Origin of the sequence: Pseudomonas sp. 58 R 12, assembly GCF_900005865.1 — a bacterium.
GTDB lineage: Bacteria > Pseudomonadota > Gammaproteobacteria > Pseudomonadales > Pseudomonadaceae > Aquipseudomonas > Aquipseudomonas tritici.
Map to the genome: position 1 here is coordinate 45,981 of NZ_CVTP01000021.1, position 26,538 is coordinate 72,518.

The 26,538-nt window shown below is 59.6% G+C and carries 25 protein-coding genes; 17 read left to right on the forward strand and 8 right to left on the reverse strand.

Annotated elements, in window-relative coordinates; translation table 11 throughout:
• Positions 1-132: 132 nt before the first annotated feature.
• Complete coding sequence (locus tag BFP95_RS17560; protein WP_065880042.1) at positions 133-1,479, reverse strand: spinster family MFS transporter; 1,347 nt, start codon at positions 1,477-1,479, stop codon at positions 133-135.
• Between the two features lie 250 nt (positions 1,480-1,729).
• On the opposite strand from BFP95_RS17560, the gene BFP95_RS17565 reads away from it, so the two are divergent.
• The 3 genes from BFP95_RS17565 to BFP95_RS17575 all read left to right on the forward strand — a co-directional run bounded on the left by BFP95_RS17565 (position 1,730) and on the right by BFP95_RS17575 (position 6,880).
• Entirely contained in the window at positions 1,730-2,095 is a 366-nt protein-coding gene (locus tag BFP95_RS17565; RefSeq protein ID WP_065880043.1) for a YkgJ family cysteine cluster protein, read from the forward strand.
• Between the two features lie 138 nt (positions 2,096-2,233).
• Positions 2,234-4,498, forward strand: a complete 2,265-nt coding sequence (locus tag BFP95_RS17570) for a putative bifunctional diguanylate cyclase/phosphodiesterase (RefSeq protein WP_065910488.1) — start codon at positions 2,234-2,236, stop codon at positions 4,496-4,498.
• A 204-nt stretch (positions 4,499-4,702) separates the two neighbouring features.
• Complete coding sequence (locus tag BFP95_RS17575; RefSeq protein ID WP_065880045.1) at positions 4,703-6,880, forward strand: hypothetical protein; 2,178 nt, start codon at positions 4,703-4,705, stop codon at positions 6,878-6,880.
• Between the two features lie 39 nt (positions 6,881-6,919).
• Here BFP95_RS17575 and BFP95_RS17580 read toward each other — a convergent pair whose 3' ends face one another.
• Positions 6,920-8,008, reverse strand: coding sequence for a hypothetical protein (locus BFP95_RS17580; RefSeq protein WP_065910489.1), 1,089 nt, complete (start codon positions 8,006-8,008; stop codon positions 6,920-6,922).
• Between the two features lie 251 nt (positions 8,009-8,259).
• On the reverse strand, positions 8,260-8,571 hold the full coding sequence (locus tag BFP95_RS17585; protein WP_065873278.1) for a DUF2288 domain-containing protein: 312 nt from the start codon (positions 8,569-8,571) through the stop codon (positions 8,260-8,262).
• Between the two features lie 341 nt (positions 8,572-8,912).
• Between BFP95_RS17585 and BFP95_RS17590 the strand changes: the two genes are divergently transcribed.
• From BFP95_RS17590 to BFP95_RS17630, 9 genes are all read left to right on the forward strand, one after another.
• Positions 8,913-10,040, forward strand: a complete 1,128-nt coding sequence (locus tag BFP95_RS17590) for a branched-chain amino acid ABC transporter substrate-binding protein (protein ID WP_065873279.1) — start codon at positions 8,913-8,915, stop codon at positions 10,038-10,040.
• A 226-nt stretch (positions 10,041-10,266) separates the two neighbouring features.
• Positions 10,267-11,190, forward strand: coding sequence for a high-affinity branched-chain amino acid ABC transporter permease LivH (gene livH / locus BFP95_RS17595; RefSeq protein ID WP_003231100.1), 924 nt, complete (start codon positions 10,267-10,269; stop codon positions 11,188-11,190).
• On the forward strand, positions 11,187-12,440 hold the full coding sequence (locus tag BFP95_RS17600) for a high-affinity branched-chain amino acid ABC transporter permease LivM (RefSeq protein ID WP_065873280.1): 1,254 nt from the start codon (positions 11,187-11,189) through the stop codon (positions 12,438-12,440). The genes livH and BFP95_RS17600 overlap by 4 nt, the downstream gene beginning before the upstream one ends.
• Positions 12,437-13,204, forward strand: a complete 768-nt coding sequence (livG, locus tag BFP95_RS17605) for a high-affinity branched-chain amino acid ABC transporter ATP-binding protein LivG (protein WP_010212365.1) — start codon at positions 12,437-12,439, stop codon at positions 13,202-13,204. Before BFP95_RS17600 ends, livG begins: the two co-directional genes overlap by 4 nt.
• 1 nt (position 13,205) lies before the next feature.
• Positions 13,206-13,907, forward strand: coding sequence for an ABC transporter ATP-binding protein (locus BFP95_RS17610; RefSeq protein ID WP_010212366.1), 702 nt, complete (start codon positions 13,206-13,208; stop codon positions 13,905-13,907).
• Positions 13,908-14,155: 248 nt separating this feature from the next.
• The gene (locus tag BFP95_RS17615) at positions 14,156-14,452 is read left to right on the forward strand and encodes a BufA1 family periplasmic bufferin-type metallophore (protein WP_012722651.1); all 297 of its coding nucleotides are present in this window, start codon (positions 14,156-14,158) and stop codon (positions 14,450-14,452) included.
• A 22-nt stretch (positions 14,453-14,474) separates the two neighbouring features.
• Positions 14,475-15,353, forward strand: coding sequence for an MNIO family bufferin maturase (locus BFP95_RS17620; RefSeq protein ID WP_065872395.1), 879 nt, complete (start codon positions 14,475-14,477; stop codon positions 15,351-15,353).
• On the forward strand, positions 15,350-16,126 hold the full coding sequence (locus tag BFP95_RS17625) for an HvfC/BufC N-terminal domain-containing protein (RefSeq protein ID WP_065872396.1): 777 nt from the start codon (positions 15,350-15,352) through the stop codon (positions 16,124-16,126). Before BFP95_RS17620 ends, BFP95_RS17625 begins: the two co-directional genes overlap by 4 nt.
• Complete coding sequence (locus tag BFP95_RS17630; RefSeq protein ID WP_065872397.1) at positions 16,123-16,608, forward strand: DoxX family protein; 486 nt, start codon at positions 16,123-16,125, stop codon at positions 16,606-16,608. Before BFP95_RS17625 ends, BFP95_RS17630 begins: the two co-directional genes overlap by 4 nt.
• Here the strand turns inward: BFP95_RS17630 and BFP95_RS17635 are convergent.
• The gene (locus BFP95_RS17635) at positions 16,605-17,513 is read right to left on the reverse strand and encodes a LysR family transcriptional regulator (protein WP_065872398.1); all 909 of its coding nucleotides are present in this window, start codon (positions 17,511-17,513) and stop codon (positions 16,605-16,607) included. The two genes, BFP95_RS17630 and BFP95_RS17635, sit on opposite strands and share 4 nt — an antisense overlap.
• Positions 17,514-17,616: 103 nt before the next feature.
• Here BFP95_RS17635 and BFP95_RS17640 point away from each other — a divergent pair, with 103 nt between their 5' ends.
• The 3 genes from BFP95_RS17640 (at position 17,617) to BFP95_RS17650 (ending at position 20,703) form a co-directional block, all read left to right on the forward strand.
• The gene (locus BFP95_RS17640; protein ID WP_065872399.1) at positions 17,617-18,216 is read left to right on the forward strand and encodes a short chain dehydrogenase; all 600 of its coding nucleotides are present in this window, start codon (positions 17,617-17,619) and stop codon (positions 18,214-18,216) included.
• A 95-nt stretch (positions 18,217-18,311) separates the two neighbouring features.
• Positions 18,312-18,983: a COG3650 family protein gene (locus BFP95_RS17645; RefSeq protein ID WP_065872400.1), complete on the forward strand. Its 672-nt coding sequence runs from the start codon at positions 18,312-18,314 to the stop codon at positions 18,981-18,983.
• A 106-nt stretch (positions 18,984-19,089) separates the two neighbouring features.
• Positions 19,090-20,703: an NAD(P)/FAD-dependent oxidoreductase gene (locus BFP95_RS17650; RefSeq protein ID WP_065910490.1), complete on the forward strand. Its 1,614-nt coding sequence runs from the start codon at positions 19,090-19,092 to the stop codon at positions 20,701-20,703.
• A gap of 151 nt (positions 20,704-20,854) precedes the next feature.
• Here the strand turns inward: BFP95_RS17650 and BFP95_RS17655 are convergent, their stop codons facing one another.
• Positions 20,855-21,949, reverse strand: a complete 1,095-nt coding sequence (locus tag BFP95_RS17655; protein ID WP_065872402.1) for a PLP-dependent cysteine synthase family protein — start codon at positions 21,947-21,949, stop codon at positions 20,855-20,857.
• 216 nt (positions 21,950-22,165) lie between these two features.
• Here BFP95_RS17655 and nhaA point away from each other — a divergent pair, with 216 nt between their 5' ends.
• The gene (nhaA, locus tag BFP95_RS17660; protein WP_065910491.1) at positions 22,166-23,341 is read left to right on the forward strand and encodes a Na+/H+ antiporter NhaA; all 1,176 of its coding nucleotides are present in this window, start codon (positions 22,166-22,168) and stop codon (positions 23,339-23,341) included.
• Between the two features lie 415 nt (positions 23,342-23,756).
• Here the strand turns inward: nhaA and BFP95_RS17665 are convergent, their stop codons facing one another.
• Positions 23,757-24,221, reverse strand: coding sequence for a glycine zipper 2TM domain-containing protein (locus BFP95_RS17665; RefSeq protein ID WP_003189251.1), 465 nt, complete (start codon positions 24,219-24,221; stop codon positions 23,757-23,759).
• A 157-nt stretch (positions 24,222-24,378) separates the two neighbouring features.
• Between BFP95_RS17665 and BFP95_RS17670 the strand changes: the two genes are divergently transcribed.
• Complete coding sequence (locus tag BFP95_RS17670; protein WP_065872404.1) at positions 24,379-24,639, forward strand: hypothetical protein; 261 nt, start codon at positions 24,379-24,381, stop codon at positions 24,637-24,639.
• 36 nt (positions 24,640-24,675) lie between these two features.
• On the opposite strand, the gene pdxH is transcribed toward BFP95_RS17670, so the two are convergent.
• On the reverse strand, positions 24,676-25,323 hold the full coding sequence (gene pdxH / locus BFP95_RS17675; protein WP_065872405.1) for a pyridoxamine 5'-phosphate oxidase: 648 nt from the start codon (positions 25,321-25,323) through the stop codon (positions 24,676-24,678).
• Between the two features lie 27 nt (positions 25,324-25,350).
• Positions 25,351-26,517, reverse strand: coding sequence for an OmpA family protein (locus BFP95_RS17680; RefSeq protein WP_083224228.1), 1,167 nt, complete (start codon positions 26,515-26,517; stop codon positions 25,351-25,353).
• Positions 26,518-26,538 lie beyond the last annotated feature (21 nt).

A 26,538-nucleotide genomic window follows, 5' to 3' on the forward strand; every position in this document is an offset into this window, starting at 1 on the left:
TATTCGCTTGAGAATATCTGTGGCATTAATAGCGCCTTCGCGAGCAAGCCCGCTCCCACATTTGACCGAGTTGTCATGTCGATCACCGATCAATGTGGGAGCGGGCTTGCTCGCGAAAGGGTCCACTCGGTCTCAAGCCGTAGCCACAGCAGCCGGCACCTCAACCGCCACCAACCCCTCTTTCATCCGTTTGGCATCCCGCACAAAACAGCGCGACGCCTGAAACAAAAACAACAGGGTCAAGAACAGCGCCACCGGAATCAGGTACATGGCGTCATGTAACCCCACCGCCTTATAGGCCTCCGTCATCTGCTCCGCCCCCGCCGCGTACATAGCCGAATGGGCAAAATGATCGGAAAGCCCACCCACGACGATCGGCCCCATCCCCCCACCCAGCAAGTACAACCCGGCAAAAAACAGCGCCATCGCCGTGGCCCGCAGGCGCGGTTCCACCACGTCCTGAATCGCCGTGTACACGCAGGTGTAGAAGTTATAGGCAAACAACCAGCCCACACTGAACAACGCCACAAACACACCAATCTCAATGCGCCCGGCGTGCAACGCCCAGGCAGTGGTCACGGTGGAGATGATCAGGCTGAACGCGGCGAACAACAGCCGGCCATTGGCTACGCGTTGATGGATCTTGTCGGCGATCCAGCCGCCTAGGGTCAGGCCCACCAGGCCGGTCAGGCCGACGATCACCCCGGTGGCCACGGCGGCGTCCTGCAGCGGCATCAGGAAGTAACGCTGCAACATCGGCACCAGGAACGAGTTACAGGCGTAGGTGGCAAAGTTAAAGCACAGCCCGGCCAGCACCAGCCACAGGAAGGTAGGCACCGCCAGCACGCGACGAATCGGGCGGTCGACGCGTTCCTGGGAAACCTGCACGGTTTCCGCCGCGCCACGCTTGGGCTCCTTGATATAGAACATGAACACCGCAAGGATCAGCCCCGGCACTGCCGCGATAAAGAACGGTGCGCGCCAGCTGTCAAACGCCTTGACCATCCAACCGATGGTGAAAAACGCCAGCAATAGCCCCAAGGGCAGGCCCAGCATGAAAATGCCCATGGCCCGCGCGCGACGGTGCGCCGGGAACAGGTCGCCAATCAGCGAGTTGGCCGCTGGCGCATAGCTGGCCTCGCCGATGCCGACGCCCATGCGCACCAGCAAAAACGTCCAGAAACTGCCGACCAGGCCGTTGACCGCCGTCAGCCCGCTCCAGGCGAACAGGCCCCACCCCATCAGCTTGCTGCGCGAGCCGGTGTCGGCCATACGCCCCAGGGGCAAGCCGGCGATGGCGTAGACGAGGGTAAAGGCGGTGCCGATGATGCCGAGCTGGAAGTCGCTCAGGTGCCATTCCATACGGATTGGCTCAATGATGATCGCCGGAATGGTGCGGTCGAAGAAGTTGAACAGGTTGGCCAGGAACAGCAGGAACAGAATGCGCCAGGCATTCGCCGCTTGGGTCGAGTTCTGCATGGGTCCGTCTCTTTTATTGTTATGAGAGCTGCGATGCCCGCTGCATCCTGCCCGGTACCTGCAACATAGTCAGGCGGGCGGCGGTTGTCTGTAATGATTCGTAAAGCTGATAGGGCATGATTTCACCCGGTGCTGCGGGACTTTGCCTACGAAAATATAAGTCCGCGCCCCCCTTCCCAACAGCCATGGCGCGGATAGAATGGCGAGCCTTCCCGTAGTCCCCCCTCTACTTATCCTATTGATGACGCCCATGTCCGAAGCCAGTCCGTGTCTGAGTTGCGGTGCCTGCTGTTCATACTTTCGTGTGTCTTTCTTCTGGGGAGAGTGCGCCTCATCGGGTGGCACGGTGCCCGACGACCTGGTGGTGCAAATCAACCCAACGCGCGTGGCGATGATCGGTACCGACCAGAAACCCGCCCGCTGCTGCAGCCTTGAAGGTGAAGTGGGTAAAGGGACGAGTTGCTCGATCTATGAGCAACGCTCAAGCCCCTGCCGCGAGTTTGAAGCGTCGTGGAGCCAGGGCGTGCAGAACGTCGATTGCGATGCCGCACGCGCCGCGTTTGGCTTGGCGCCGTTGCATGCGCCATTCGAATTGGAGCTGCCCATCAGCGCTTAGCATCAAACGCTATGAGCAGCATGCAAAAATAATTCAGAGCAAAGTGCCATCATTCCTGGCAAATTCCGTAAGGCTTCTATACTTGACCTCATAGGTCATCGCCGTAGGCAGTGACGTGACGCTATGACGGGACATGCTATGGAATGGCTGGGTCTGCATTTGTTCACCGGGATTCCGGAAAGCGGGCATTTATTACTCAATTGCAGTCATAACCCCTTTTTGGTGCTGTTGGCCTACCTCGTCGCTTGCGCGGCAGGCTTTGGCACGCTCGACATGGCTGAACGCGTAGGTCATGTCGAGAACCCGACCGCGCAGCGCCATTGGCGCTGGCTCGGCGCCAGTTGCCTGGCGGGCGGGATCTGGTCCACCCACTTCATCAGCATGCTGGCCTTCCAGGCGCCTATCGCGATTCACTACGACCTGTTGATGACGTTCGCGTCCTTGCTCATCGCGCTGATCGCCTCGTTGATCGCCATGCAGACCCTCAGCCATCCTCACCTGCGGTTCCACCAATATGGGCTGGCCTCCCTATGGATGGGTGTCGGCATCGCCTTGATGCATTACGTCGGCATGTCGGCCATGCGTTCCCAGGCCCAGCTGTATTTTGAGACGGAGTTGTTCATAGCCTCGGTGGCCATCGCCATGGGCGCAAGCCTGGCTGCGTTGTTGCTGTCGAGCTACCTGCGCACCGGCACCGGCGTGTTTCATCAACTGCTCAAATACGCCGCCAGCCTGGTCTTGGGTGCGGGAATCCTGAGCATGCATTTTACCGGCATGGCCGCGATGCAATTAATTGTTCCCACTGGGGCTGACCTCTCATTGCCTTCGGATAACAACCCTATCCAGCTGGGTTTGTCGGTGGCGGTCATCACCCTGCTGGTGATTGGCAGCAGCATCAGTGCTGCCCTGGCCGACAAGAAACTGCAGCATAAGGAACGCGACCTGCGCCGGGTTAATGCGTTGCTCAGCGAACTGGATCAGGCGCGCGCTTCATTGCAACAAGTGGCCCATTACGACGCCCTGACCAGCCTGCTCAATCGACGGGGCTTCAACCAAATCTTTGCAGAGAAGCTTGCCGAAAAAACCGCCTCCCACGGCATGATGGCGGTGATTTTTCTTGATATCGACCACTTCAAACGCATCAACGACAGCCTCGGGCATGACGCAGGTGACCAGTTGCTCACCGTGCTGGCCGCGCATATCAAGGGCTCGGTGCGCAGCCATGCCGACGTGGTTGCGCGGTTCGGCGGCGATGAGTTCTGCATCTTGATCAGCATCCACCACCGCGACGAAGCCCGGCACCTGGCCCAGCGCATCATGCAACAGATGAAAGAACCCATCGAGCTGGCCGGTCGACGCATGGTAATGACCACCAGCATCGGCATCAGCCTGTTCCCCGATGACGGCCTCACCTGCGAGGAGCTGCTGAAAACTGCCGACCTGGCGCTGTATCAGTCCAAGGACACTGGGCGCAACACCCTGAACTTCTTCAGCTCCAACCTGAAAACCCGCGCCTTTCTCGAACTGCAATTGGAAGAGGAACTGCGCGGCGCTTTGCGCACCCACGACCAACTGGTGCTGTTCTATCAACCGATCTTTGACATGAAGCTGGGCAAAGTTACGCGGCTGGAGGCCCTCGTACGCTGGCAACACCCAAAGCACGGCCTGCTGGCACCAGATCGGTTTATCGGCATCGCCGAAAGCAATGGGCTGATTGCCGAATTGGACCACTGGGTGTTGCGCCAAGCCTGTCATGACCTGAGCATGCTTTCTGACAGAGGCTATACCGAACTGACGATGTCAGTGAACTGCTCGGCCCTGAACCTGACCCGTGACGAGCTGGCGGATGAAATCGAAGATGCGCTGCGCTTCAGCGGCGTCGCCGCCAACCGCCTGGAGCTGGAAGTCACCGAAAATGCGCTGATGGGCAATATCAGCAGCACCCTGACGCTGCTGCGGCAAATTCGCGCGCTGGGCGTGTCGCTGGCCATCGACGACTTTGGCACCGGCTACTCGTCCCTCGCCTACCTCAAGCGCCTGCCGCTCAATACCTTGAAGATCGACCGCTCGTTTATCCAGGATATTCCCAAGTCCACTGCGGATATCGAGATCGTTCAGGCGATTATCGGGATGGCCCACACCCTGCACTTGCAGGTAGTCACTGAAGGCGTCGAAACCCAGGCGCAATTCGAGCTGCTGCTCAAGCATGACTGCGATTTCGTCCAGGGTTACCTGCTGAGCCCGGCAGTGGCGGCCAGTGACATCATGGGTGTGATCCAGAGCATCAACATGCGTAACCCGCTCTACCCGCACAGCGTGGTGGGCGCCAAAGACAACAGCTCGCCGAAAGAAACGTCCTCAAGCCGCGGTGGCTCTACGTCCATCGTCAGGCCAATTCGCTGACGCCCAATATTTGGCATTTCGCCATCATTCGCCTAAAGAACACCGACGAACGGCCGATTCATCAGAGTCCGGCCGGGTTTTCCCTGAAGAAACCAGGGTTATCCCCCTTCGGCCAGGACAAGGACGCACTGCAAAGTCGCGAACACCCATTCCGTGATGGCCCTTTGATTTGTTTCAGCCATCCGTTCAGGCACATGGCGCACAATGACCTCTAAAAATAACTCTGCCACCGTGGTATCCGACGTGTTGCTCCCAGCTCCTGCGGACAAGCCCTCAGGTTCAAAGTCATTGAGCACCGCCCGGCCGCTGGCCACCCAGCAATACCTGTACTTCACCGAAACCAATACCGACCGCATCCTCGACAATCTCGATGGCCTGCGCGACATGGTGTTCCCGCGCCCGCCCCACCTGGAAGGCGACAGCGATCCGCGCAACGAGCAGGAATTCCCCTCGGTGTGCCTGATCGGCCTGGGCCGCTGCGGTTCGAACATCGCGCTGGACGTGGCGGAGCTGGTGTACAACGCGCGCAAGTTCTATTTGAACGAGTTCAGCAACGAAGACAAGTCGCAGGACAAGGGCTACAGCCCGGCCCAGTGGATCCGCAACAACCTGCGCCTAGGCAGTGGCAAGGCGAGCAAACCGGTGTTCCTGGTGGAACCGCTGGTGATGCTCGGCGACCTGGACAAGGACATCGCCGGGCGCATCCGCTTCTCGCGCAAGGGCGAAAAAAGCGGCTTCCTGCGCGATTACAGCAAGATGAAAATCATGGACCTCTCGGAAGTCCATGCCGGCGGCGCCGGTAACGCGCCGATCCTCGGCCAGTACCTGGCCAAGATCATCCTCAATAAAGACACCCAGCGTTTTTCCAGCCCCGATTGGAAGATGATCCACTCGTACCTGATCGACTCCTGCGGCATCAAGGCCAACCAGTCGCGCCTGTACTTCTCGATCTTCAGCGCCGGCGGCGGCACCGGCTCGGGCATGGCCTCGGAATTCGGCCTGGCTCAGCAACACTCGTACATGAACAAGACGTTCGACACCAAGCCCGCCGACGAGCACGACAGCAAAAGCGGCCACGCCTTTGTGTTCGAGCCGATCTTCACCAGCGGCATCTGCGTGCTGCCGAATATCTCCGACCACCGCAGCGAAATGTCCGAGGCGTTGCACATCAACGCCGGGCGACTGCTGTGCAAATACCTGTCGGAAGAATGGGACTTCTCTTACAACTTCGACAACGAAGACAGCAGCGAAGCCAGTGTGAAGGGCCGCATCCGGCCGTGGAACGCGATGATGCTGATCTCCAACGACATCATGCGTTACGCCGAAGAAAGCGATGACGGCAATATCCAGAACATTGACGTCAATGCCATGGAAAAACACGCCAACCAATACATTTCCCAGCAGATCTTCAACATCCTCACGGCCCAGGCTGTCACCACCGACTACGACCAGAACTACTTCCGCCGCGCCGGTATCGACATCGGCGAAACCATTCGCCTGGATGCCAACGACCTGTTCATGAGCCTGGCCGGACCGGTAGCGATTGCCTACGCCGAGTCAGTGGTTCCGGAAACACCGGCACCGTCGAATGACAAATTCAAGGTCTTCGAGAAAGAGCCACAGCGCCTGAACATCGACGACCTGTTCTTCCGTTCCATCGACCTGCCGCACTTCAACAAGGTCACCCAGGCCATCGAAGGCATCAGCCTCTTGCCGATCGAATCGAAGCGCTACAAGGCTTCCTTGGAGCAGTACAAGAACTCCGGCTACGACGCGGCGGCGCTGCATGACCTGCACTTCTTCAAAAATTGCTCGTCAGTGGTGTCGATCGTGTCCCTGCCCAAGGACTACAAGCTGTCCTACATGGACCTGAACCGGCTCAAGACCCACCTTAACAGCCTGTTCCCCAACACCACCCTCAAGCGCTACGCCTTGGTGATCGGCGCCTCAGCCAACTTGTCCCTGACCACCCTGATCGCGAAAAGCCCGTGCCTGTCGGATGACTTCCTGACGTTGATCGTGGCGTTCATCAAACGCTGCTTTGCGCGCAACCCGTACCGTTTCGACGACACGCTGGACAACTCGATCCTGGACTTCATCATCCACGAAGACTTCGACGAAGACCGTATCGACGAGCTGCTCAACGAGTTCGAGAACCCGGCGAAGATCCTCGATACCAACTGGTACGCGATCAAGCCGATGTATGAGAAGAAGTACCGCGAGTTGATCAACGACAAAGACAAGTTCGTGTCAATCAATGACATCCGCCTGTCGCGGGATTGTGTGAAGAAGGCAATCAAGTACTTGCGTGAGATTTATCGTCACCGGATCGGGAAGACCAAGGTTATATCGTTGAATAACCACACCGGTAAGACCGGCTGAGGCATTGCGACGGTACCGCTCGGTACCGTTACTGTTTCATCAGGCTCTTCGTTTCTGCAGATAATCGACGATGACTTGTTCGTCTGCAGGCTTAGCTGGCCGGGGCAGCTGCTCTGGCCAACCGGCACCCTGCGTGCCGAAAAACTGCGTCTGCTCAGCCTCATCCCAGCCGCGGATTTCACGCGAAGCCGACTCCCACCAGCCCTGCCGGCACACGTCGTAATAGGGGTTCTCTGGTGCCGCGCTGCCGTAGAGCAAGTCGCGGCCGACTCTTTTCAGGTGTTTGCGCTGATTGCGCAGTTTCCATTTGATGAGCAGCCGCTGCCAGGCTGATGGCAAGGGCTTGACCTGCGGCACGTCCAGGCAACGCATGACCAACTCAGGCCCGAAGGTTTCACCGTGAAGGCTGAAAAAATGCGCCTGCATGGCGTGAAAGAAGCGTTTTTCGGCGTAATAGTGATGAACGATTTTCTTCGACTCGCGCACCGTCTTGCCACGCATCGCAAAGGAAATCGCGATTTGCTCGATGGTGTGGATATCAAAGGAACCCTGGGTCCACTCGTCGATCAAGCGGATCGACGTTTCGAGCAGCGCGGTATCACTGGCGCACACACCGCACAGGCCACTGTTGTAGAGCTTGAAGCTGTTGCTGGCAGAGACTCCATGGGAGTGCAGGTGCTGGCCCAGCTTGAGGTAGTCCGGGCGTTTGCAGACGTAATGCCAGTCGTACTCGAGCTCGTCCATCACATACTGGCCAGGCTTGATGAGTTCAAACACGCAATGGGGGGATTTGAGGAACAGCGTGTCGGTGTCGACGAACAGGGTTTTGTCCGCCAGCTTCAACCCTTGTGCGATTGCACACGCCTTGCGCCGGTGGAGGTAGCCGTTTTCGCCCTGCCATTGGGTCAGGGTCTGCTCATCCAGCTCGATGGTTTCCACCGGCCAGCCGATGAAGTCCTGGGGACGGTCAGTCATGACCCGGATGCACAGCGACTCACCCTGCTTGAGCTGCGCCAGGGCAGTGAGAATGCTGAATTTGGCCTCACGCCGGTAAACATCCTGTTTACCGTAGATAAGGTAAAGCAACTGGTGCGAGGGTTTCGCTGAGAGGGGCAGCGTTGAGGGCATGACTGGCTCCGAGTAACAAGCCGCGGACTTTACCGGATTTCAGTCTTTCCTACCCTGCGATCTGACAGCTGCCGGGCATATATTCACACCGGGAAACAATTCTCCGACCTGTTCGGTCATCGGAAAACTGTTCCTATGACGTGCCCGTCACCCTGCGCTGTGACCTTTCTCCACGGCAAGGTGCCATCACCGCGCCAGCGGTTACCCCGCTACACACTTTCAAACGGGCAAAGCACGCACCATTTCGGTGCTCAGCCTGCGGGCACTGCCCTTTCCTGGATCAGGATCCAGGGCGAAACCACCACCGCCCATAAGCTCGGGTCGCGCTCCACCAGGTCCAATGCCCGCGTCGCAGACACTTCGCCAAGGCTCCCGGCAGCCAGCCAGGCAGCGACTTTGTCGCGGTTGTCCTCAGCCATTCCCTCGGCAGCCTCGATCAAATCCAGGCCGGCATCGACCCACAATAGGGCACCCTTGGCAAAGAACGGTTCAAGCTCCTTCCAGGATATTTCGGCGGTTTCACCGAGCAGCTTGGCATAGAGGGTGCTAGGTTCTTGCGTCATGGGACTTCACCTGAAGAAAAAAACGGCGCAATCATAACGTCACGCATCAGGTAGAAAAACCCAGTTGCAAATGAGTCATCGATAGAAAGTGTCAGGAAAGCCAAGGATTGCCCGGAACTCTGGCATCACCTCGCCGCAATTCTGTCTTTTTCTTTCATTTATGCGACACCACCGGGTTTTGCCCCCAGCAGCCAGCTTTTCAAGCGATCAACCGGCGCTCTACACTGTACCGGTACAGTTGCCAGGGCACTGCCGGGGGGATATCCGAGATATCTGATCCGGTTCTGCAGCTCACAAGGCCGCTAGAACTATAAAAAATACAACAGTAAGAGTGGAGCACTATGAATAAGGCTACTAAGCAGATTTCCAAACTGTTTGCCGCTATGGTCCTGGCTGGGGTTGCCGGCCATTCGTTCGCAGCCGACACCATCAAGATCGGTATCGCAGGCCCTAAAACCGGCCCAGTGACGCAATACGGCGATATGCAATTCATGGGTGCCAAGCAGGCAATCGCCGACATCAACGCCAAAGGCGGCGTCGATGGCAAAATGCTCGAAGCCAAGGAGTACGACGACGCTTGCGACCCTAAACAAGCCGTGGCTGTCGCCAACAAAGTGGTCAACGACGGCGTCAAGTTCGTGGTCGGCCACCTCTGCTCCAGCTCCACTCAGCCAGCCTCAGACATCTATGAAGACGAAGGCGTGATCATGATTACCCCGGCTGCCACCAGCCCGGAAATCACTGCACGTGGCTACAAGCTGATCTTCCGCACCATTGGCCTGGACAGCGCACAAGGCCCAGCGGCCGGCAACTACATCGCCGACCACGTCAAGCCGAAAATCGTTGCCGTCCTGCACGACAAACAGCAATACGGTGAAGGCATCGCCACCGCCGTTAAACAGACCCTCGAGAAAAAAGGCACCAAGGTTGCCGTCTTTGAAGGCCTGAACGCCGGCGACAAAGACTTCTCCTCGGTCATCCAGAAACTCAAGCAAGCCAACGTCGACTTCGTCTACTACGGCGGCTACCACCCTGAGCTGGGCCTGATCCTGCGCCAAGCCAAGGAAAAAGGCCTGAACGCCAAGTTCATGGGCCCAGAGGGCGTCGGCAACGACTCCATCTCGCAAATCGCCCAGGGCGCTTCCGAAGGCCTGCTGGTGACCCTGCCTAAATCCTTCGACACCGATCCGGCCAACAAAGCCATCGTTGAAGAGTTCGCCAAGAACAAGCAGGACCCAACCGGTCCATTCGTGTTCCCAGCCTACTCGGCTATCGAAGTGATCGCCGGCGGTATTGCCGCAGCGAAGAGCGAAGACACCGCCAAAGTGGCAGCCGCCATCCACGCGGGCACCTTCAAGACCCCTACCGGCGAGCTGAGCTTCGACGCCAAGGGCGACCTGAAAGACTTCAAATTCGTGGTCTACGAATGGCACTTCGGTAAGCCAAAAACCGAAGTTTCCCCTCAGTAAGCCAGGCATTACTGGTCCAACAAGCCCACTGTGAGAGCAGTGGGCTTTGTTTTACGAGGTTTATGGGCCTGTCACCCGCGATCCGGGCGCTGGCTCACCTGAAAATCTTAAAACCGTCACCAGCGGTTCGCTGGCAAACGCTTTGTGCAACCTGCTCACAGAACAGGGCACAGGCCGGAAATGACTCCACCAGTGAAATGCGTATCGGGTTTTTAGGAGCGCTGTAATGCCTGAGATCTATCATTTTTTCCAACAGCTGGTTAATGGCCTGACCATTGGCAGCACCTATGCCTTGATAGCCATTGGCTACACAATGGTTTACGGCATCATTGGAATGATTAACTTCGCCCATGGCGAGGTGTACATGATTGGCTCCTACGTGGCCTTTATCGCCCTTGCCGGGTTGGCCATGATGGGTATCCATTCCCTGCCGCTGTTGATGACCGCCGCGTTCCTTGCGTCGATCGTCGTGACCAGTGCCTATGGCTACAGTATCGAGCGCGTTGCCTATCGCCCCTTGCGTGGCAGCAACCGTTTGATCCCGCTGATTTCCGCCATCGGCATGTCGATTTTCCTGCAGAACACCGTATTGCTGTCCCAGGACTCCAAGGACAAGTCCATTCCCAACCTGATTCCGGGGAGCTTCTCCTTCGGCCCAGGTGGCGCACAAGAAGTGCTGATTTCGTATATGCAGATCCTGGTCTTCGTCGTCACCCTGGTGGCCATGCTGGGCCTGACCCTGTTCATCTCTCGCTCCCGTCTGGGGCGCGCCTGCCGGGCCTGCGCCGAAGACATCAAGATGGCCAACCTGCTGGGCATCAACACCAACAACATCATCGCCCTGACCTTCGTGATCGGCGCCGCATTGGCGGCCGTCGCGGCGGTGCTGCTGAGCATGCAGTACGGCGTGATCAACCCTAACGCCGGCTTCCTGGTAGGCCTCAAGGCCTTTACCGCGGCGGTGTTGGGCGGCATCGGCAGCATCCCGGGCGCGATGCTCGGCGGGCTGGTGCTGGGCGTGGCCGAAGCCTTTGGCGCCGATATCTTCGGCGACCAGTACAAGGACGTCGTGGCGTTCGGCCTGTTGGTTCTGGTGCTGTTGTTCCGTCCGACCGGCATCCTGGGCCGTCCGGAGGTTGAGAAAGTATGAGCAGATATCTTAAATCGGCGTTTTTCAGCGCCTTGCTGGTGTGGGCCGTGGCCTTCCCGGTACTCGGCCTCAAGCTGAGCATTGTCGGCATCAACCTGGAAGTGCATGGCACCGGTCCCGTGACCCTGACCATCATCGCCCTGTGTTCGGTGCTGATGTTCCTGCGCGTGCTGTTCACCCAGCAGGTCGGCGCCTTGCTCAAGGGCAACCGTGCGCCGTTGGTGTCGCCCAAGGTCAGCCAATTCCTGACCCTGCCGCGCACCCAGCGCTACATCATCATCGGCCTGATCGTGGCCGCGTTGATCTGGCCGTTCTTCGGCTCGCGCGGCGCGGTCGACATCGCCACCCTGATCCTGATCTACGTGTTGTTGGGCCTGGGCCTGAACATCGTGGTGGGCCTGGCCGGCCTGCTCGACCTGGGTTATGTGGGTTTTTATGCGGTGGGTGCCTACACCTACGCGCTGCTGTCGCACTACCTGGGCTGGAGCTTCTGGATCTGCCTGCCGCTGGCCGGCATGGCGGCGGCCACGTTCGGCTTCCTGCTGGGCTTTCCGGTATTGCGGTTGCGCGGTGACTACCTGGCCATCGTGACCCTGGGCTTCGGTGAAATCATCCGCTTGTTCCTGCGTAACCTCACCGATATCACCGGCGGCCCCAACGGCATCAGCAGCATCCCCAAGCCGACCTTCTTCGGGCTGTCGTTCGACCGCACCGCCGCAGAGGGCATGCAGACGTTCCACGAGTACTTCGGGATTGCCTACAACCCGGTGAGCAAAGTGGTGTTCCTGTACCTGGTGGCGCTGTTGCTGGCACTGGCAGCCTTGTTCGTGATCAACCGCCTGTTGCGCATGCCGATAGGCCGCGCTTGGGAAGCATTGCGCGAAGACGAGATCGCCTGCCGTGCACTGGGCCTGAACCCGACCATCATCAAACTCTCCGCCTTTACCCTGGGTGCTGCATTCGCCGGTTTCGCCGGTAGCTTCTTTGCCGCTCGCCAAGGTCTGGTGACGCCGGAGTCGTTCACCTTCATCGAGTCGGCGATCATCCTCGCCATCGTGGTACTGGGTGGCATGGGCTCGCAACTGGGTGTGATTTTGGCCGCGATCGTGATGATCCTGTTGCCGGAAATGATGCGTGAGTTCAGCGAATACCGCATGTTGATGTTCGGCGCCATGATGGTGCTGATGATGATCTGGCGTCCTCAAGGCCTGCTGCCCATGCAACGTCCACACATGGAGCTGCGCAAATGAGCCGCGAGATCCTGAAAGTCGAAAATCTGAGCATGCGTTTCGGCGGTTTGCTGGCGGTCAACGGCGTGGCCCTGACCGTGAAAGAGAAACAGGTTGTAGCGTTGATCGGCCCGAACGGCGCCGGCAAGACCACGGTGTTCAACTGCCTCACCGGTTTCTACAAGCCGAGTGGCGGCAGCATCCTGCTGGACGGTCAGCCGATCCAGGGCCTGGCCGGTCACGAGATTGCCCGCAAGGGCGTGGTGCGGACCTTCCAGAACGTGCGGTTGTTCAAGGACATGACGGCGGTCGAGAACCTGCTGATCGCCCAGCACCGTCACTTGAACACCAACTTCTTCGCGGGCCTGTTCAAGACCCCGGCGTTCCGCAAGAGCGAACGCGAGGCCATGGAGTACGCCGAGTACTGGCTGGACAAGGTCAACCTCACCGAGTTTGCCAACCGCCCCGCCGGCACCTTGGCCTATGGTCAGCAACGTCGCCTGGAGATCGCCCGCTGCATGATGACCCGCCCGCGGATCCTCATGCTCGACGAACCGGCCGCCGGCCTGAACCCCAAGGAAACCGAAGACCTCAAAGCGCTGATCAGCGTGTTGCGTGAAGAAAACAACGCCACCGTGCTGTTGATCGAACACGACATGAAACTGGTCATGAGCATTTCCGACCACATCGTGGTGATCAACCAGGGCACGCCTTTGGCCAACGGGACACCGGAGCAGATCCGCGACAATCCTGAAGTGATCAAAGCCTATTTGGGGGAAGCGTAAAATGCTGCAATTCGAAAACGTTTCCACTTTCTACGGCAAGATCCAGGCCCTGCACAGCGTCAACGTGGAAGTGCGCCAAGGCGAGATCGTGACGCTGATCGGCGCCAACGGTGCCGGCAAGTCGACCTTGCTGATGACCCTCTGCGGTTCACCGCAGGCCCACAGCGGCAGCATCCGCTACATGGGTGAAGAACTGGTGGGCCAGCAGTCGTCGCAGATCATGCGCAAGAGCATTGCGGTAGTACCGGAAGGCCGTCGCGTGTTCTCGCGCCTGACCGTCGAAGAGAACCTCGCCATGGGCGGGTTCTTCACCGACAAGGGCGACTACCAGGAGCAGATGGACAAGGTGCTGCACCTGTTCCCTCGGCTCAAGGAACGCTTCAGCCAGCGCGGCGGCACCATGTCCGGCGGCGAGCAGCAAATGCTCGCCATCGGCCGGGCGCTGATGAGCAAGCCCAAGCTGTTGCTACTCGACGAACCTTCGCTTGGCCTGGCGCCGATCATCATCCAGCAGATCTTCGACATCATCGAACAACTGCGCAAGGACGGTGTGACGGTGTTCCTGGTGGAGCAGAACGCCAACCAGGCGCTGAAGATTGCTGACCGTGCCTACGTGCTGGAAAACGGCCGGGTGGTGATGCAGGGTACGGGCGAGCAGTTGTTGACGGACCCTAAGGTGCGCGAGGCATACCTCGGCGGCTGATCAGCTTTCAATGTGTGTGCAGGCCTGCGTGGGAGCTGGCTTGCCTGCGATGGCATCACCTTGGTGTATCAGTCACACCGAGGTGATGCCATCGCAGGCAAGCCAGCTCCCACATTTGCTTCGTGTGATCTCTGGAATGGCGTTGCTTGAAACTATTTTCGGCTGATTTGTAACGAACCCCACCCCCCTCTCTCTAGTGGTACAAGCAGGCATTCAAGCCCGCCAACCCACCCCACTGGAGAGACACCATGACCACCAAACTGTCCGCTGCCACCCTCGTCCTGGCCCTCGGTTCCGCGCTGAGCCTGTCGGCCCTGACCACCACCGCTCACGCCGCCGACGACATGCAAAAGTGCTTCGGTGTCGCCGAAGCCGGCAAGAACGATTGCGCCGCAGGTGCTGGCACTTCCTGCGCCGGCACCTCGAAAACCAAGGACCAGGCCAACGCCTGGAAACTGGTTCCGGCCGGCACCTGCCTCAAGACCCCAAGCTCCACCTCACCGACCGGCTTCGGCCAGGAAGCAGCCTTCACTGCCAAGTCCTGATCCTCGAAAAACCTGAGTACTGATGATGACCCTTTCATCCCTGCAAGCCGTCTCCCAGGCTCAGGCGCCCGGCCTCCCACGCCGGGCCGGGCTGGGGCTCAAGCATGAGCACTTCATTGCAGTGCTGCAGACCTCGCCCGACATCGGTTTTTTTGAAGTGCACGCCGAAAACTACATGGTGGATGGCGGCCCGTTTCATTACTACCTGGGGTTGATCCGCGAACAGTACCCGCTGTCATTGCACGGCGTAGGCCTGTCCATCGGCGGAGAAGGCCCGCCGGACCGTGAGCACCTTGCACGGTTGGCAACGCTGATCGAACGCTATCAACCCCACTCTTTTTCCGAACACCTGGCCTGGTCAAGCCACGGCCCGGTGTTTCTCAATGACCTGCTGCCCTTGGCCTATGACAGCGCGACCCTGCAACGGGTGTGCGAACACATTGACCACGTGCAAAATACCCTCAAGCGACCAATGTTGCTGGAGAACCCGTCGACTTACCTGCAATTCCAGCGCTCAACCCTGGATGAGACCGACTTCATCAGTGAGATCATCCGCCGTACTGGCTGCGGTTTGCTGCTGGACGTGAATAACGTCTATGTGTCGTGCATCAACCATCAACGCGATCCGGTTGCCTACATCGACCGCCTGCCGATGCATGCGGTGGGCGAGATTCATCTGGCCGGTTTTGCCGAAGACACTGACAGCCTCGGTGATCGCTTGTTGATCGACGATCACGGCGCGCCTATCGATAACGCCGTATGGCAGCTGTACGAAAAAGTATTGGCGCACGTAGGCCCAATAGCCACGCTGATCGAACGGGACAACCAAGTGCCCGCGCTCAGTGTATTGCTGGCCGAGGCTCAACAGGCTCAATGGCACCTGTCGCAGGTGACTTCATGAGCCTTCATGACGACTTTGCCGCAGCGCTGCTGGCGCCGAACCAGGCGTGCCCCAATGGCCTGTACAGCAGCAACGGTGCCGACCCGAGCAGTCGTTTTGCGGTGTATCGCAACAATGTGCACAGCTCGTTGATCAACGCACTCGCAACGGCCTACCCCGTGACATTGCAATTGGTGGGCGAGGACTTCTTCCGTGCGATGACCGGCCTGTTTATCCAGGCTTGCCCACCCACCAGCCCGCTGATCAGCGGGTACGGCAGTGCGCTCGCCGCATTTATCCAGGACTTTGAGCCCGCCGCCAGCGTGCCCTACCTAGCCGATATGGCGCGTTTGGAACGACTGCGTGTGCGCGCTTATCACGCGGCGGACACCCAGCCACTCGACCAACCGACTGTTCTTCAAGCACTGCAAGGCCAAACAGCCCTGGGGAAATTGCGCCTGCAGCTGCATCCCTCCCTTGCCACCTTGAATTCTGCCTACGCGGTGGTGGCGGTATGGGCCGCGCACCAGACCGAAGGCGGCCTGGCCACCCTGAATCCCTGGCACGCCCAGAGTGCGCTGGTAATACGTCAGGGGCTGGAGGTCAGGGTATTTGCCACCGACAGTGGCTCAGTGGCGTTTATCAACAGCCTCGCCCATGGCAATACCTTAGAAAAAGCCGTGGAGCATGCGCTTGACGCAGCGGCCGAGTTCGACCTGCACCAATGCCTGACGCTGCTGATCAGCCACAACGCCATTACTCATTTGCATCCAGAACAAAAGGTATCGCCATGAACACTCGTCCATCAGGCCTGATCAATCGGGCCATCGCGCTTTTCGAACAAATCCCTTACAGCTTGACTGCCTTTCTTGCGCGTTTTTCGATTGCTGCGGTGTTCTGGAAATCCGGGCAAACCAAGGTCGAAGGATTCGTCATTGATTTGGTCAGCGGCACCTTCCAACTGGGCGAACCGAAACTGGCCGCCTCGACATTGCCGTTGTTTCGCAGCGAATACCACGTGCCGCTGCTATCACCGGAGGTGGCGGCGCATATGGCGGCGTTTGCCGAGCACTTCTTCCCAGTGTTGATCCTGGTGGGCTTCGCCACGCGCTTCTCGGCCTTGGCCCTGATCGGCATGACCCTGGTGATTCAGCTGTTCGTCTACCCGGACGCCTACCCGACCCATGGCACCTGGATTGCGCTGCTTTTGCTACTCGTAGCCAAAGGACCGGGGCGCCTGTCCATCGATCACTTGATCGCGCGTCGCTACGCTTAGAGTCGGTCGAGGGCCTCGCCGCTGCGCTTGAACCAGTCCACCAAGTAGTCAGCCAGCACCTGGGTGCGACGCGGCAGGCCGCCCTGGTAGGGATGCACCAGGTACATTGGCATGCTCCGCGTCTGATAATCACGCAGGAGCCAGCGCAAGCGGCCGTCAGCCAATTCCGCAGGCAGAACGTAGGACGGCAGGCGCGCGATACCAGCGCCCACTAACGCGGCCTTTTTCAACAAATTGTAGTGATTGGAGGCAAAGGTACCGCTGACCCGCACCCGCAGCAATTCGTGCTGCTGGTGGTACAACCACTCTTCACGGCCGCTGTAGTGGCTGTTGAGCAGGCAGGTGTGGGCGGCCAAATCGGCCGGCGTCTCTGGTTCGCCATGCTTCTCAAGGTACGCCGGGCTGGCGCAGGTCATTTCATGCCAGGCCAGCAGAGGCTTGACCACCAGGCGCTCGTTTTCAATCGCGCCTGAGCGTACCCCCAAATCAAAGCCATCCCGCGCCAGGTCGCGGTAATTGTTGTTGAGCTCCAGCTCGATCTGCACCTGCGGGTACTGCTTGGAAAACTCCAGCAACAAGCCATCGAAGAAGGTTTCGCCCAAGGAGACCGGAACCGTCATACGCACCGGCCCGGCCAGATCGTCCTTTAGCCGGGCCAACGCCTGACGGGCGCGATCCACCTGCACCACCAATGCCTGAGCCTGGGGCAGCAATGCCGCACCGGCTGCAGTCAGGCTGAGCTTGCGCGTCGTGCGGTGCAGCAGCACCACGGCATGCTGTGCTTCCAGCTGGCTGATTCGCTTGGACAACTGCCCTTTGCTACAGCCCAGTTTCTCCGCGGCCACGGTAAAACTTCCGGCGTCGATCAGCACGGCGAAGGCCGCCAAGTCATCCATTTCGCTCATGGATTGTTTCCATTTTAAAACCAAAGGTTGCCCATTAGTACGTTTATCTGCCTAAAAAGCCACTCTACACTGAACCCTCACTTACCCTTGGAGGAACAGCACCATGAAAATCCTATTGATTGGCGCCAGCGGCACCGTCGGCTCGGCAGTCAAGGCGGAACTGGCTCAGCGTCACGAAGTGATCAGCATCGGCCGCAGCAGCGGCGACTTCCAGGTGGATATCAGCGACAGCGCGTCGATCCGCCAACTGTTCGAACAGACCGGTAAGTTCGACGCGCTGATCTGTGCGGCGGGCCGTGTGAACTTCGTCGCGCTGGGCGACATGAGCGAAAGCGATTTCGAGCTGGGCCTGCGTGACAAGCTGATGGGCCAGGTCAACCTGCTGTTGATCGGTAGTGAATACGCCAACGATGGCGCCTCGTTTACCTTCACCAGTGGCATTCTGAATCGCGACCCCATCCGCACCGGCGCCTCGGCTGCGCTGGTCAACGGCGCCATTGACGCCTTTGTCAAAGCGACGGCAATTGAATTGCCGCGCGGCCTGCGCATCAACTCCGTGAGCCCGACGGTCCTGCTGGAAGCCATGGACAGTTACGCGCCATATTTCCGCGGCTACAAACCAGCTCCAGCCGCCGACGTGGCGCTGGCCTACGCAAAAAGTGTTGAAGGTTTACAGACCGGTCAGACCTTTATCGTGGGTTGAATCGGATACCTGTCAGATTTGACTGAAGCTGGCAGCCGGGGTTGTGATGAAACGCCAGCCTGCGTAACGTGGCGGCACTTGTCTGGAGACCGATAATGCGCGCCGCTCATACCCTTACTCTACTTGCCTTGTTTCCCCTGTTCGCCGCCTGCCAGATGTTCGACAGCGACCCAGCCAAGCCTTCTCTTGCCGGGCTGACCCGCATGCAGGGCGAACTCACGGCGGTCGGCGACAAACTGCTGTTCCAGCCGTGCAACGACAAGCGCAACTACGTGGTCAACGATACCGGGGGCACCAGCATCCTGCAGGAAGCGGCCTCCCTGGCCGGCCAGCAAGGCGCGTTGTTTGCCGACCTGCGCGGCAAATTTTCCGGCGTTGCCAGCGGCACCCAGGGCAGCGTGGACCTGCAACAGCTGTATCGCGTCGAACGCTCGACCTCGGCCTGCAACGATCCGGACTTCAAGCGCATGATCCTGCGTGCCAACGGTCACAAGCCGACCTGGATAATGAACGTCACCGCCAAGGGCCTGGTACTGGAGCGCGAAGGCCAGCCGCCACTGGCAGTGCCTTATGTGGAAGAGCAGATCGGTGACGGCCGCTTCAACCTGATGACTGAAGCCAACAACCAGCGCGTCGAACTGTGGGTGGCCCCACAACGTTGCATCGACAGCGCGAGCGGCAGCCTGCAACACATGACCGCCGAGTTGCGCGTCAACGGTCAGGTACAGCGCGGTTGCGCGTCGTTCGGCGGTTCACGCGACGACTGACTCCACGCTGCGCTGTTTTAACATGACGGGAAACCGCCTTTGGGGCTTATAATCGCCGGTTTGCAAAACAGCCGGCCTCCGAGCCCGCCGCCTACCGGATCCTGTCATGTTACGAATCACCGAACTCAAGCTGCCCATCGACCATCCCGAAGAAGACCTGCGGCCTGCCATCGTGCAGCGCCTGGGCATCGCCAGTGATGACCTGCTCGATTTCACCCTGTTCAAGCGCAGCTACGACGCCCGCAAGAAATCGTCGGAGCTGTGTTTCATCTACACCATCGATCTGAACGTGAAAGGCGAAGCCGCCCTGTTGCTCAAGTTCGCTGATGACCGCAACGTCAACCCGGCGCCGGATGTCAGCTACACCGTGGTCGGCCAGGCGCCGGAAGGCCTGACAGAACGTCCAATCGTCGTGGGCTTTGGCCCGTGCGGCATTTTCGCCGGGCTGTTGCTCGCGCAGATGGGCTTCAAGCCGATCATCCTCGAACGCGGCAAGGAAGTGCGTCAGCGCACCAAGGACACCTGGGGCCTGTGGCGCAAAAACGTGCTCAACCCCGAATCCAACGTGCAATTCGGTGAAGGCGGCGCCGGGACCTTTTCCGATGGCAAGCTGTACAGCCAGATCAAGGACCCGAAGTTCCACGGTCGCAAAGTCCTGCACGAGTTCGTCAAGGCCGGTGCGCCGGAAGAAATCCTCTACGTCAGCAAGCCGCATATCGGTACATTCCGCCTGACCGGCGTGGTGGAGAACATGCGCGAGCAGATCATCGCCCTGGGCGGTGAAGTGCGCTTCGAGCAGCGGGTTACCGACGTGCTGATCGAAGACGGCCAGTTGAACGGCGTGGTGGTCGATGGCGGCGAGCAGATCCTGTCCAGGCATGTGATCCTGGCTCTCGGCCACAGCGCCCGCGATACCTTCCGCATGCTCCACGGCCGTGGGGTTTACATGGAAGCCAAGCCGTTCTCGGTGGGCTTCCGTATTGAACACCCACAGTCGCTGATCGACGCCGCGCGCCTGGGCAAATACGCCGGGCACCCAAAACTCGGCGCCGCCGACTACAAGCTGGTGCACCACGCTAAGAACGGCCGCTCGGTCTACAGCTTCTGCATGTGCCCAGGCGGCACCGTGGTTGCCGCGACCTCCGAGCCAGGTCGCGTCGTCACCAACGGTATGAGCCAGTACTCGCGTAACGAGCGCAATGCCAACTCCGGCATCGTGGTCGGCATCACGCCTGAAGTGGATTACCCGGGTGGCCCGCTGGCGGGTATCGAGTTGCAGGAACGCCTGGAGTCCCACGCCTACGTCCTCGGCGGCAGCAACTACGAGGCCCCGGCGCAATTGGTGGGTGATTTCATCGCCGGTAAGCCATCGACCGCTATCGGCAGTGTGGAACCGTCCTACAAGCCTGGCGTTGCTCTCGGTGACCTGGCCCTGGCGTTGCCGGACTTCGCTATCGAGGCGATCCGCGAAGCGTTGCCGGCGTTCGAGAAACAGATCAAGGGCTATTCGCTGCACGACGCGGTGTTGACCGGTATCGAGACGCGCACCTCGTCGCCACTGCGGATAACCCGTAACGAATCGATGCAGAGCTTGAACGTGAAAGGCCTGTTCCCGGCCGGTGAAGGCGCCGGTTATGCCGGGGGGATTCTGTCAGCGGGTGTGGATGGGATTCGGATTGCCGAGGCGTTGGCGCGAGATATGTTGGGCATCGAGGCCTGACATTCTCTCCCTGCCAGCCCCCATTCAAAGGTGGGAGCTGGCTTGCCGGATCACCGCATCGCTGCGATTGTGATGGTTCAGTCGATAAATTCGGCGACTGACAGTCTGTAATCGCAGGCGAGCCAGCTCCCACATTGGTTGTTGTGTCGGGTCAGATATTTGCGCGCAAGATCGTTTCGGGCAATGGCTCACCCCGCTCCACACTGGCCGCAACGGCCGCCATTAACCCGACCAATTCATAGCCTTGCCCCGCCAGCCACGCCTGATCGTAATAGGTGGTGGCATACCGCTCACCCCCATCACACAAAATCGCCACGATCGAGCCCGACTCCCCCGCCGCTTTCATCTGCTGCGCCGCCACCAGCGCGCCAATCAGGTTGGTCCCGCTGGAACCGCCGACCCGCCGTCCAAGCCGTGCAGCAAGGTAATGCATGGCCGCCAGCGAGAGCGCATCCGGCACCTTGACCATCGCATCAATCACCTTTGGCAAAAAGGATGCCTCGACCCGTGGCCGACCAATCCCTTCGATGCGCGAACCACAGTCCAGGCGCAAACTCGCGTCGCCACTCTGATAGAAATCAAAGAACACGGAGCGTTCGGCATCGGCACACAACACACGGGTGCAATGCTGGCGATAGCGCACATAACGGCCGAGAGTTGCTGTGGTGCCGCCGGTGCCGGGGCTGGAGATCAGCCAGCTCGGTTCCGGATGCTGCTCGAAACGCATCTGCTGGAAGATCGACTCGGCGATGTTGTTGTTCGCACGCCAGTCGGTGGCGCGCTCGGCGTAGGTGAACTGGTCCATGAAATGACCACCGCTTTCCAGTGCCAGCCGCTCGGACTCCGCATAGATCTGCGTCGGGTCCTGTACCAGGTGGCTTTTACCGCCGTAGAAAGCAATCTGCGCGATTTTTTCCTGGGAGGTGGTGGCCGGCATCACCGCAATAAATGGCAAGCCGAGCAGACCGGCAAAGTAAGCTTCGGAAATCGCCGTTGACCCGCTGGACGCTTCGATCACCGGCGCGCCAGGCTTGAGCCAGCCGTTGCACAACGCATACAGGAACAGCGAGCGAGCCAGCCTATGCTTGAGGCTGCCAGTGGGGTGGCTGGACTCGTCCTTGAAGTACAACTCAATACCCGGCAACCCCGGCAGAGGCAAGGGAATCAGGTGCGTGTCGGCGCTGCGCTGGAAGTCTGCTTCAATGATACGAATGGCTTCGCGGGCCCAGGGACGTTGGTCGTTCATGGAGAGTTTCTCTAAAGGTGTAAGCCCTGATTTTAGGGGGTTTCCTACTCACCACACAGATACAGTACCGGCTCAATTGAGGGCGTAATTGCTAGGCTTCGACGTAACGTCAACGCGAACCGCCGCTTATAACAAATAAGAATATAACTTTTGTTTTAACAACCAACGGTACGGGTTAGGGTACCCACCTATTGAACCTGGATTGGAGAGCATCCCTTGCCTCTGCGTAGCACTTTCACCCGTTTCTTCCAGCTGGAAGCCGCCAGCGGTCTGTTGTTGATCGCGGCAGCCGCCCTGGCCCTGATCGTCAACAATTCACCTTTGTCGCACCTGTACAGCGCGTTTCTCGACGTACCGGTAGTGGCGCAGATTGGCGCGTTGAAAATCGCCAAGCCCGCCTTGCTTTGGATCAACGATGGCCTGATGGCCTTGTTCTTCCTGCTGATCGGCCTTGAGGTCAAGCGCGAGCTGCTCGACGGCCACCTGTCAAAGCCCTCGCAAGTGGTGCTGCCCGGCGCAGCGGCCATCGGCGGCATGGTGGTGCCAGCGCTGATCTACTGGGCGATCAACAAGGACTACCCCGCGGCACTTTCGGGGTGGGCGATCCCGATGGCCACCGACATTGCCTTCGCCCTCGGCGTGCTGGCCCTGCTGGGCAAACGCGTACCGGTGTCGCTGAAGCTGTTCCTGATGACCCTGGCGATTATTGACGACCTGGGCGCGATCATCGTGATCGCCATTTTCTATTCCGCCGACCTGTCCGGCGCCGCCCTGGCAGGTGCAGGTGCCTGCTTGATTGCCCTGATCGCGATGAACCGCCTGGGTGTTATCAAACTTGGACCGTACCTGATCATTGGTCTGATCCTGTGGGTGTGTGTGCTCAAGAGCGGCGTACACGCGACGCTCGCCGGTGTGACGTTGGCATTCTGCATCCCGATGCGCACCAAGAACGCCGAGCCGTCACCGTTGCTCACGCTGGAGCACGCCCTGCACCCGTGGGTGGCCTACGCCATCCTGCCACTGTTCGCCTTCGCCAACGCCGGGGTCTCGCTGACAGGTGTCAGCCTGGAAAGCTTCACCCACCATGTGCCTATGGGTATCGCCGCAGGCCTGTTGATCGGCAAGACCGTCGGCGTGTTCGGCCTTACCTGGTTGGCTATCAAGACCGGAATTGCCGCCCTGCCCAACGGCGCAAACTGGGGCCAGGTGTTTGGCGTGGCAATCCTGTGCGGCATCGGCTTTACCATGAGCCTGTTTGTGGGTTCGCTGGCATTTGTGCCGGGTGCCAGTGAGTTCGCGGGCGAGGACCGCATGGGAATTTTGACCGGCTCGATATTGGCGGCGTGTATTGGTTACGCGGTGACAGCGATGGCGAGTCGCAAGAAGGCCTGATACGCCCGACGAAGCCTACTCACTGTGGCGAGGGAGCTTGCTCCCGCTGGGCTGCGCAGCGGCCCCAAAGCGTTTACCGCGATTGTTATATCGCTTACGCAAAAGGGGCCGCTTCGCGCCCCAGCGGGAGCAAGCTCCCTCGCCACAGGTCGTGCAAACTTCGACATACTCGGCCCTCCTAACGTCAGGCCTTACCTCCAGCGCACTTACCGGAACACGTGAGCCTTTGGATACAGGTCAATGCATCTTTGAAGTCGCAGCCCCCGTTAATAATGGGGTTCGCAATAAAAAACCGCCCTACTAAGGCGGTTTTTTATTGCCTGCATTTTTTGCAGTTCAGCCCGACCACACCCCATAAAACCAAAAAAACCCAACCGGTCACCCGGCTGGGGTTTTGTATTTCTACAACCAGCGCTTAACGCGTAACGCGGCTAGTACCATCAACGGTCATGATGCGTACGCGGTCACCAATGCGGAAGATTTCATTCTCCTGCACAGCCTGCACGTAGGCGCGCATGCTGCCGTCGTCTTCGCGTACGGTGATTTCCACACCCTGGGTGCGGGTCAGGCCTTCTTCGGTGGCCGAGCCCAGCAGGCCGCCAGCAACGGCGCCGATCACGGCAGTCACGATGCTGCCACGGCCGCCGCCGATAGCGCTGCCGCCAACGCCGCCGATGACTGCGCCAGCAGCGCCGCCGATTGGGGTCTTGGTGCCTTCGATTTTCACGGGGCGCAGGGATTCGATGGTCCCCATGCGCACGGTCTGAACACGACGCGCTTCGTCGCGGGAGTACGAGTCGCCGGTCAGACTCGAGGCGCAGCCACCCAGCAGCAACGACAGGGTGGTAAAGCAGGCAACCAGTAAAACGGACTTACGCATAGCATCAACTCCAAAGGACAGGTGTTCATTAAACGCTGCAGCTTGACGCCTGTCACGGCAAGCGCCGCAGAAAATTGCTTTCATTCAGCCTGAGTACAGACAGCCCGTACCAGGAAACTCGACGAACGGTAGCACTCCACTCCTAGCCAGGACCTCCATGGATTACTTCATCATTGTAGTCACAACGCTTGCCGGCCTGTATTTCCACGGCTGGCTGTACCTGCGTATCAGGCGCTGGATCGACCGTGACCTGGCGCTATCGCTGGCGGGCAATGACCTGCACAAGCGCGCATTTATGCTGCAACAGCTGGAGCAGGCTCGCGCGCTGAAAATCAGGCGGTCCGATTTGCCGCTCTGGTTGAAAAAAGCCGCGCAGCAGCACACGCCCGAAGCCTCTGTGATAGAGACTTCGGCGTGATCGGCAACATTCAGGTGAGGTGACGAAAGGTGTGGCTCAGGGCGCCAGGCGTTCGCGGGTCCAGTCGGCCCCTTGCAAGCGATAGTTCAAGCGGTCATGCAAGCGGCTGGCGCGACCTTGCCAGAACTCGATGCGCTCCGGCAGCAAACGATAGCCACCCCAATGCTCGGGGCAATCGGGCTGGGTATCGCTGAAACGCTGTTCGGTGGCCTTGAGCAGGTCCTGCAGTTCTTCGCGGTCACGGATGACCTGGCTCTGCGGGGACGCCCAGGCCCCCAGACGGCTGCCCAGCGGACGGACCTGGTAATAAGCGTCCGACTCCTCAGGCGTGACCTTGACCACCCGCCCCTCGATGCGCACTTGGCGTTCCAGGGTCGGCCAGAAAAAGGTCATGGCCGCAAACGGCCGAGCCGCGAGCTGTTGGCCCTTGGCACTCTGATAATTGGTGAAGAAGGTAAAGCCCTGCGCATCCAGGCCCTTGAGCAACAGGATGCGGCAGTGCGGGCGACCGTCCTGGTCGACCGTGGCCAAGGTCATGGCATTGGCTTCCACCGGGGGCTGCTCGGTTGTCACTGCATCAGCAAACCACTGGTGGAACAAGGCAAACGGCTCACTCGGGGCCTGGGCCTCGCTCAAACCATCCCGTGTGTAGTCACGGCGCATATCGGCCAGTGCCTGGGTCATGCGGCTTTATCCTTCTGGTTCAGCAGATCAGTTTTTCGCCTGGTCGTTTGCCGGTGCAGCGGCCTTGGCTTTGGCGGGAGCAGGCTTTTTGGCAGCAGGCTTGGCCGGTGCTTTTTTAGCGGCTGGCTTGGCAGCGGCTTTCTTGGCGGCTGTAGCTTTCTTGGCCGGGGCTTTCGCAGCCGGGGCCGGGGCTGGAACGTTCTGTACTGCAACCATTTCAGCCACAGGTGGAGTCTTGCCCGACTGATACTTGCTCAGCAAAGCCAGCATGGTGGTGCGCTGGGTGAACATGATTTCCATACGACGGTTCAGGGCGCGACCCTGGTTGCTGTCGTTGGCGGCACGTGGCATCAGGTCGCCCATGCCGCGCAGCATCAGGCGGTCTTGCTTGAGGCCGCTGAGGCTGAAGATCGAGGCGATGGATTGTGCACGTTCCTTGGTCAGCGCCTGGCTGGCCGGGGCGGTGCCGGTGGCATCGACGTGGCCCAATACCAGTACGGCGGTCTTTGGATCGGCTTCAACGGCCTTGGCAACGCGGGTGAACGGGCCGAGGGTGACGGGCAGCAGCATCGCTGGGCGTTTCGGGTTGTAGGAGCCGTCTACCGGGGCAATCACCACCAGCACATTGTCACGACGCTCCAGTTGCAGGTTGCTGTCCTTGATGGCGGCCCGCAGGCGTGGCTCATAGTCGTCCAGCCAGGCCTGAGTGATTTTCGGATCAGGCATTGGTACGTTGGTCACGTCGACCTTGGCCAATGGCTTAGGTTTGCTTTCGAAAGGCCACCACCATTTGGTGTCGGTGTCGGTCTTGGCGACGACTGGGGCGGCGGCAGGTGCTGGCTCCGCGGCCTTGAGGTCGGCTTTCAGGTCAGCCTTGGCATCGGCCGCCTTTTCGTCGGCGCTTTTGGACGAGAACGGCCACCAGTTGGAGCCGGTGTCAGCCTTGGCGGTTGGCGCTGGGGCTGGCGCAGCAGCGGCGGCCGCTACTGGTGCTGCAGGCTTGGCGCCCGCAGCGGGCTTGGCATCCGGCTTCGCATCCGGCTTGGCGTCGGTTTGGGTCACTGCGTCCTTGGTAGCGGCCTTATCAGATCCAAATGACCACCAATGCCCGCCCTCGGCATCATTTTGTGGAGTTTGTGCGCAGCCGGTAATAGTGAGGCATAGCGCCAGTGCCAAGGACTTGTTCGATAACATGAGATATCCACAAAATGAGAA

Coding starts and splice junctions, on each gene's coding strand:
- BFP95_RS17570 (WP_065910488.1), top strand. CDS start 2,234: ATGGAATGGCTGGGTCTGCATTTGTTCACCGGGATTCCGGAAAGCGGG.
- BFP95_RS17620 (WP_065872395.1), top strand. CDS start 14,475: ATGATGACCCTTTCATCCCTGCAAGCCGTCTCCCAGGCTCAGGCGCCC.
- BFP95_RS17560 (WP_065880042.1), bottom strand. CDS start 1,479: ATGCAGAACTCGACCCAAGCGGCGAATGCCTGGCGCATTCTGTTCCTG.
- BFP95_RS17615 (WP_012722651.1), top strand. CDS start 14,156: ATGACCACCAAACTGTCCGCTGCCACCCTCGTCCTGGCCCTCGGTTCC.
- BFP95_RS17650 (WP_065910490.1), top strand. CDS start 19,090: ATGTTACGAATCACCGAACTCAAGCTGCCCATCGACCATCCCGAAGAA.
- BFP95_RS17625 (WP_065872396.1), top strand. CDS start 15,350: ATGAGCCTTCATGACGACTTTGCCGCAGCGCTGCTGGCGCCGAACCAG.
- BFP95_RS17655 (WP_065872402.1), bottom strand. CDS start 21,949: ATGAACGACCAACGTCCCTGGGCCCGCGAAGCCATTCGTATCATTGAA.
- BFP95_RS17600 (WP_065873280.1), top strand. CDS start 11,187: ATGAGCAGATATCTTAAATCGGCGTTTTTCAGCGCCTTGCTGGTGTGG.
- BFP95_RS17575 (WP_065880045.1), top strand. CDS start 4,703: ATGACCTCTAAAAATAACTCTGCCACCGTGGTATCCGACGTGTTGCTC.
- BFP95_RS17610 (WP_010212366.1), top strand. CDS start 13,206: ATGCTGCAATTCGAAAACGTTTCCACTTTCTACGGCAAGATCCAGGCC.
- livG (WP_010212365.1), top strand. CDS start 12,437: ATGAGCCGCGAGATCCTGAAAGTCGAAAATCTGAGCATGCGTTTCGGC.
- BFP95_RS17635 (WP_065872398.1), bottom strand. CDS start 17,513: ATGAGCGAAATGGATGACTTGGCGGCCTTCGCCGTGCTGATCGACGCC.
- BFP95_RS17670 (WP_065872404.1), top strand. CDS start 24,379: ATGGATTACTTCATCATTGTAGTCACAACGCTTGCCGGCCTGTATTTC.
- BFP95_RS17680 (WP_083224228.1), bottom strand. CDS start 26,517: ATGTTATCGAACAAGTCCTTGGCACTGGCGCTATGCCTCACTATTACC.
- pdxH (WP_065872405.1), bottom strand. CDS start 25,323: ATGACCCAGGCACTGGCCGATATGCGCCGTGACTACACACGGGATGGT.
- BFP95_RS17585 (WP_065873278.1), bottom strand. CDS start 8,571: ATGACGCAAGAACCTAGCACCCTCTATGCCAAGCTGCTCGGTGAAACC.
- BFP95_RS17640 (WP_065872399.1), top strand. CDS start 17,617: ATGAAAATCCTATTGATTGGCGCCAGCGGCACCGTCGGCTCGGCAGTC.
- BFP95_RS17580 (WP_065910489.1), bottom strand. CDS start 8,008: ATGCCCTCAACGCTGCCCCTCTCAGCGAAACCCTCGCACCAGTTGCTT.
- BFP95_RS17590 (WP_065873279.1), top strand. CDS start 8,913: ATGAATAAGGCTACTAAGCAGATTTCCAAACTGTTTGCCGCTATGGTC.
- BFP95_RS17565 (WP_065880043.1), top strand. CDS start 1,730: ATGTCCGAAGCCAGTCCGTGTCTGAGTTGCGGTGCCTGCTGTTCATAC.
- BFP95_RS17645 (WP_065872400.1), top strand. CDS start 18,312: ATGCGCGCCGCTCATACCCTTACTCTACTTGCCTTGTTTCCCCTGTTC.
- BFP95_RS17630 (WP_065872397.1), top strand. CDS start 16,123: ATGAACACTCGTCCATCAGGCCTGATCAATCGGGCCATCGCGCTTTTC.
- livH (WP_003231100.1), top strand. CDS start 10,267: ATGCCTGAGATCTATCATTTTTTCCAACAGCTGGTTAATGGCCTGACC.
- BFP95_RS17665 (WP_003189251.1), bottom strand. CDS start 24,221: ATGCGTAAGTCCGTTTTACTGGTTGCCTGCTTTACCACCCTGTCGTTG.